The 6,073-nt window shown below is 65.5% G+C and carries 7 protein-coding genes and 1 pseudogene; 1 reads left to right on the top strand and 7 read right to left on the bottom strand.

The features are described 5' to 3' along the window. Window positions 1–8: 8 nt before the first annotated feature. The 6 genes from AB7O82_RS36550 to AB7O82_RS36525 form a co-directional block, all read right to left on the bottom strand. Entirely contained in the window at window positions 9–503 is a 495-nt protein-coding gene (locus AB7O82_RS36550) for a site-specific integrase (protein WP_428554534.1), read from the bottom strand. Continuing rightward, a complete protein-coding gene (locus tag AB7O82_RS36545; protein ID WP_428554532.1) occupies window positions 500–1,261 on the bottom strand; it encodes a tyrosine-type recombinase/integrase in 762 nt (253 codons plus the stop codon). The genes AB7O82_RS36550 and AB7O82_RS36545 overlap by 4 nt, the downstream gene beginning before the upstream one ends. A gap of 208 nt (window positions 1,262–1,469) precedes the next feature. Continuing rightward, a complete protein-coding gene (locus tag AB7O82_RS36540; RefSeq protein ID WP_428554529.1) occupies window positions 1,470–1,730 on the bottom strand; it encodes a tyrosine-type recombinase/integrase in 261 nt (86 codons plus the stop codon). After that, the gene (locus AB7O82_RS36535; protein ID WP_428554527.1) at window positions 1,727–2,695 is read right to left on the bottom strand and encodes a tyrosine-type recombinase/integrase; all 969 of its coding nucleotides are present in this window, start codon (window positions 2,693–2,695) and stop codon (window positions 1,727–1,729) included. Before AB7O82_RS36535 ends, AB7O82_RS36540 begins: the two co-directional genes overlap by 4 nt. Before the next feature lie 127 nt (window positions 2,696–2,822). Then, complete coding sequence (locus tag AB7O82_RS36530) at window positions 2,823–2,999, bottom strand: hypothetical protein (protein ID WP_428554524.1); 177 nt, start codon at window positions 2,997–2,999, stop codon at window positions 2,823–2,825. Window positions 3,000–3,134: 135 nt separating this feature from the next. Next, complete coding sequence (locus AB7O82_RS36525; protein WP_428554522.1) at window positions 3,135–3,473, bottom strand: hypothetical protein; 339 nt, start codon at window positions 3,471–3,473, stop codon at window positions 3,135–3,137. Window positions 3,474–3,665: 192 nt separating this feature from the next. Between AB7O82_RS36525 and AB7O82_RS36520 the strand changes: the two genes are divergently transcribed. Then, window positions 3,666–4,772, top strand: coding sequence for a glycosyltransferase (locus tag AB7O82_RS36520; RefSeq protein ID WP_428554520.1), 1,107 nt, complete (start codon window positions 3,666–3,668; stop codon window positions 4,770–4,772). 631 nt (window positions 4,773–5,403) lie between these two features. Here the strand turns inward: AB7O82_RS36520 and AB7O82_RS36515 are convergent. Continuing rightward, window positions 5,404–6,014: pseudogene (locus tag AB7O82_RS36515) on the bottom strand (IS91 family transposase); the annotation flags it as partial. Window positions 6,015–6,073 lie beyond the last annotated feature (59 nt).

Genomic DNA, 6,073 nt, shown 5'->3' with positions numbered 1-6,073 from the left:
GACCTCGCTCACGCGGGGGCCGCAGTTGTACAGGAACAGCAGCAGCGTGTGGTCGCGCCAACCGTCGACGGCGCGTTGGTCCGGCCTGGCGATAATGGCCCGCACATCATCGGCCTCGAGGTAGGTCGCCGGCCGCTGCCGAGCCTTCTTCGACGGTATTGCCAGCACGAGCGTGTATTGGAGTGAGCGAACCGATCGTTGCGAACGAGATGCTTGATGAAGCCGTGGAGGGCCGCGCGCCGGTAATTGCGGGTGGCGGCGGAGTTCGAGCGGTTGGCGTCGATGTGATCGAGGAAGCCGGCGATCATGTCGACGTCGAGGTCGCCGAGGCTCAGCAACGCGACCTCTCGGCCAGTGCGAAGGGCGGTGAACTCGAACAGGAGCTTGAGCGTGTCCCGGTAGGCGCGGACCGTAAGCCGGCTCGCCCCACGCTGACGTGGCAGATAGTCTACGAAGAAGGCCTCGACGAGCGCGAACAACTCCCGTGGCGCCGCTTTGCTCATCGCGGCGGACATGCACTGCGCAGGTGCTGCTCGAACCGGTCGCTGGCCAGTTCCAGCAACTGAGGCGTTGCCTTCAGATAGACCTCGGTCCCGATGACGTTCTGAGGCCCGAGATACGCCGACAGTACCGGCAGCCTGGCGTGGATGTCGACGCCATCCTTCGCCCAGGCCGTGAGCCGATGCACGGCGAAGGCGTGGCGGATCTCGTACGGTCGAGGGCCGATGCGTCCATCCGGGGGCTTGATGTCGAGCCGCCGCAACAATCGGCGGATCGCAGTCGACGTCGATACAATGGTCAGTGGCGAGCCGTCCCGCCGAACGAAGAACGCCTCCGGGTCCCATCGTTGGCGGTCGCTCACCAAGCGCTGCCGCTCGGCAGCGTAGCCACGAAGCGCCGCGACCAGGTCGGCGCGGATCGCGACGATTCGCGAGCGACCCTTGGAGCGTCCAATGGTCAGGATGCCCCGGTCGAGATCGACGTCCCGCCGGCGAAGTCGAACCGCCTCTCCCAGCCTCGAGCCGGTGCGGTAGAGCATCAGAATCAAGGTGTGCAGCATAGAAGCCCAGATGAAGCGACCGTTGTGGGAGCGGGCGGCGGTCAATATCCGACGCACTTCGTCGTGGCTGGAGATGTAAGGCAGGAAGACCGATTCCTTGACCGGCGCCAGCGCGTGCTCCGGTACATGGCTCGACGGATCACGGCGGCGGCGATGGAGGCACAGTTGGCGGATGACGCCGAACTCGTTGCCGACCGTCACGGCCTTGCGGCCGGCGACACGCGCGCACCATCGTGTGATCACGTCGGCCAGAATCGCCTCGCCGTGATCGCCCGAATGCTGGCGGACATAGCGCACGAACCCACGCAGGACAAACTCGCCGCGCGCGTAGGGGATGCCCATCGCCCGCTTACTGTAAAGCGCAGGAACTCCTGCGCCTCGCGAGCCAGCTGATCGGCGGTCACGGTCGTCATGTCGGCACCGGCAGCGAGACGTCGCGCAAGGTCTCCGTGGCGATCCTGACGTAGGCGGAGATCGCTTCCGGATCCCGATGTCCAAGCAGGTCGGACAGCACCTGCGGACGGACTCCGAGATCGACCCGGCGCGCCGCGTGCGAGTGGCGCAGCACATGGCTGCCAAGGTAAGGGGCGGTCAGCCCGGCGACCTTGGCATGCTTGACGATGATGTGGCGGATCGCGGCCGAAGCGGTCAGCGGACTGAACGGCATCATGCGCGCACGAACACGTACCTGTGAGGGATGTTCGGCGGCCGGCCGTCCCGCAGGTAGAACGCCAGAGCCTTCGGCACGGCCGGCATCAGGGGCAGCGTGAAGGCAACGCCGGTCTTCGGCCGCACGACATGGAGCGTGGCGGCGGTCCAGTCGATATCTTGGAGCTGGAGCCGAATGACCTCGCCAGCTCCGAAGCCATAGGTGCTCATCATCAGCAGGAGCGCATGGTCGCGCAGATCACCGCGCGAGGATGTGTCCACCGACCGCAGCAAGCGCTGCACGTCCTGCCATGGCAAGGCGCGCCGGGGCCGCTCGAACCTGGGCCGCCTCGGCAAGACGACCGACTCGGCCAGCTCGGTCGAGATGCGCCCTGTGGCGAGCAGGAACCGGGCAAGACAGCGGACGCTGCCGGCGATATCGGCGACGATCGAAGGTGCGTACCGCTCCGCACATCCGATCAGGAACGCGTCGATATCCGTCAGCGCCATCGTGCACCACGTCTTGCCCGATGCAGCGAGGTGCTCCCAGATCTTACCGACGTGCTGCAGCTTCTTGTGCACGGTCACCGCGGGATTGCCACGGCGACGGACGAGGTGATCGGCGTACTCGCGCAGAAACCTCGTCGCGGGCTGCAGCACAGGCTGCGGTGGTCGCCAGGCCGGAAGACTCGTTCCCTTCACCTGGTACACGCGGCTCAGCGCATACAGTGCAAACCGAGCGCCTCCCAGCCGCCGAGGATCGAGGCAGCGGCGTTGCGCATACCACGCGATGAAGCGCCGCGCGCCGCTCAGGGTTAGCTCGGCAGGTTCTTCGAGCCCATGTCGTGCACAATAGAGGCGGAACCGCTTGATCCATTGAAGGTAATGGTCGGCGCTGCTGTCTTGCACGCTGCGATCGGCGCGCCAGATGCGGCGTATGTCTTCGACAGTAACTTCGGCAGCGCCTTGTTCGACCTGATGCCCCATCCGGCTCGGCTCCCTGCGACCGGCGAACCGTAGTGAACGGCAGTCTTCGCGTCAGGCCCCATCCCGCGTTAGTCGTTGCAGCTCGCCCTCTGTATCGGCCGGAAGCCCAGCGGCCCCGGAATGTTGTTCAATAGCGCAGCCGCTCCACGAAGCGGATCGTCGACATATCCATGGCCTTCTTCGGTGTGGCAAGCCCGCGACCCGGCGCGTTCGTCAGCGGCGACGCCCACATCTCCAGGGCCGCGTTCGCGAGCAATGAAGCTCGGCAAGACCACTCCGACCGGGAATTTGCGCCGAACTTCAAGATAAATTCGCGTTCGCGTCTTGAATCTGCCCGGCTGGTTGGCGTTCGTTCGCAGGGCGAACTGGTCTTTCCACAGCTCAATCACAAATCTTTGGGCGACCAAAGTGTTAAGCACCATGGCAACGCCCCACGCGCCTATTCCCCCAAGATATGGCCCCGAAGGCTGGTTGCTGTGCCCGCCCGGCCCCCAATCCGGGCGGGCTTCGCTTTTTGAGGGCACGGTGAAGGACCGACTCCGGTGACGATCAGTATGCAGGCCGTGGTGATGTAGACGGTGGAGCTCTGCACGATCCCGCCGACCGTCGTGTTGACCATGCCGCACAATTGCAGCACCACGACGACGGTCCGCACGACGCTGACTAGGGCGAAGACCGTCAACACGGTGCCCGTCTCGATGATCACGCGATCGGGGCCGATCCGGCGGTAGTTATGAGGTTTGCCGATGGCCGACTCCGTGTTCCACAAGGACTTCAAGGCGATGCCGTGGAGGAATTATGACGTCGAACCGCATCGCCGACAGCCCGGTGCATCTACGTAGGCAATCCGACAAATTGCCGCCGGATCGCCAGCGCGAAAGAACTCGCCAAAAAAACCGGCTCGACGTAATTGCATAATTGCATCGGGACGGCACGGGGTGGCACGAAGGCTGCCACGGGCCGCTGAAACATGAGGACCTTACCGGTTATGCCCTCTGCTCCCGTCGTCGGGGTCGTCGTCGCCAATTGCAACAACTGTGCATTTGTTGCAAGAGCCATCAAGTCGGTGGCCTGCCAGACCGTGCGCGACATCAGCGTCGTCATCGTCGACGATGCCTCGACGGACCGCTCCGACGAGACGATCCGCGAGTGTCTCGCCAAGCTCGACGATCCACGCTTCCGCTACGTCCGTCTCGAGTCGAACCTGGGACAGGCCGGCGCGGTGCGGCGCGGCCTGAGGGAATTGGACACGCCGTTCGTCTGCTTCCTCGATTCGGATGACGTTTGGTACGACGACTTCATCGCCCGTCACCTCGTCGTGCACATGAACGCGGACTTTCCGGTCAGCATGACCTACTGCGACTGCCATGTCATCGATGCCCAGGATCGCCTGCTCGCTGGCACCGCCTGGTGGTTCGAATCTGAACCCAGTCCACCCGCCCAGCGGGAGGTCGATCGGGCGACGTTGCCGTCGATCGACCCGCGAAAGGGCAAGCTCACCTACACGGCCACGCGCAAGCTCACCCTGCATCTGCAATGGTCGCCGGCGGGCGCGACCAACAGTATGGCCGGCATGGTGTTCCGGCGCAGCTTCCTCGACCTCGTGTTCGTGCCACCGAGCCCCGAGCTTAGGCTCTATGTCGGTTTCTACCTGTCGACCTTCGCCTGCCTGCTCACCGGCGTCATCGCCATCCACGATGCGCTCTACGGGTACCGCATGCATGGCAACAACAAGCACTCCAACGCGGCGGTGCTCGGCGGCGCCTACAACTCTTCCACGCAACCATGGGACCCCATTCGCACCTCGATTCTCCAGCTTATTCGCCGGGTGCTGCGCAGCGAGGCGCCGGTCATCCGGACGGCCTTTGGAGAGGAGCGCCTCGCCAGGGCGGAGGCCCTGGTCGCGAGCGCGCTCGGCGAGCTCGCGACCCACGCGACGGCAACCAATGGCTGGAACCTGGGGAGGTTCCTCGCCAAGGCAACCGATCTGATCGGTGGCGACAAGCCCGTCCGTCCGGCGCCGCAGAACGGCCCACGCGACGTCCTCCAGCCAGCGCCGCGCAGCGATCCGCCGTAAGGCCATGGCTACTATCGGGAGCTACATCCCGACATCCTGAAGCTGGCCTGTCTCAGCGCCGGCATCGTGCCTCCCGCCGGCGACGTGCAGCACTATCTCGAGCTCGGCTACGGTCAGGGCCTGTCGTTCAACATCCACGCCGCGGCCAATCCGGCACTTTCTGGGGCACCGACTTCAACCCGACCCAGGCGTTGCACGCTCGGCGCTCGCCACCGCCGCCGGCACCGGGGCGAAGGTGTTCGATGAAGCGTTCGCCGAGTTCGCGCGCCGCACCGACCTGCCGCAGTTCGACATCATCGGCCTGCACGGCATCTGGATCTGGATCTCGACCGAGAATCGCCAGGTCATCGTCGACCTGATCAACCGCCGCCTGAAGGTCGGCAGGCTGGTCTGCATCAGCTACAACTGCTTCCCGGGCTGGGCGCCGGCCGAGCCGCTGCGCCATCTCGTGACCCCGCATTCCGACCTGGCCGGTTCGGAAGCCGCCGGCACGGTCGGCAAGGTCGACGGCGCACTGAAGTTCGCCAAGAGCATCGCCGATTCGGGCGCGCTCTACTTCAAGCTCAACCCGGCGGTGACCGAGCGGCTGAAGCGCATCACCGAGCAGAACCGAAACTATCTCGCGCACATGAGCGCCGAAGAAGTGGAGGCGGCCGGCCTGCTGCGCCGCCGCGAGCTGCTCGAGGACGAAGCCGGGACGGCAGGGACCCAACGCTGGCCATCGAGCGAGAGGCCGCCGCCCGGCACGACGCAATGGACATGCGGATGGTGTGTGAGCGCCGAGCCCCAGGTGTGGAGCACGGTAGTGAGGCCGATGCGGGCGCCGAGATGCTTGGGGTCGGCGGTGATGGTGAGCAGGATCTCGGCGGCGGTCTTGAAGAGGATGGCATAGATCTCGGCCTTGTTGTGGTAGGCGATGTCGGCGACCGGCGCCGGCAGGGTGAACACGAGGTGATAGTAGGGCACCGGCAACAGCTCGGCTTGGCGGTCGGCCAGCCAGGCCTGTGCCGCCGCGCCCTGGCACTTGGGGCAATGGCGGTTGCGGCAGGAGTTGTAAGCGATCTGGATGTGGTCACACTTCTGGCAGCGTGCGACATGGCCGCCGAGCGCCGCGGTGCGGCAGCGCTCGATCGCCGATATCACCTTGAGCTGGCCGAGGCTGAGATGGCCGGCCTGAGCGCGACGCCAGGCCGGTCCGAGGGCGCGGAAGATGTCGGCGACCTCCAGCCTTTGCTGCGGCACGAGGCCGCCCGGTCAGGCGGGCGGCAGAGGCCTGTCAATCGGCATTCAAACGGGACCCC

The organism is Reyranella sp., from assembly GCF_050185545.1.
GTDB lineage: Bacteria > Pseudomonadota > Alphaproteobacteria > Reyranellales > Reyranellaceae > Reyranella.
This window is presented reverse-complemented; position numbering and strand designations above follow the sequence as displayed.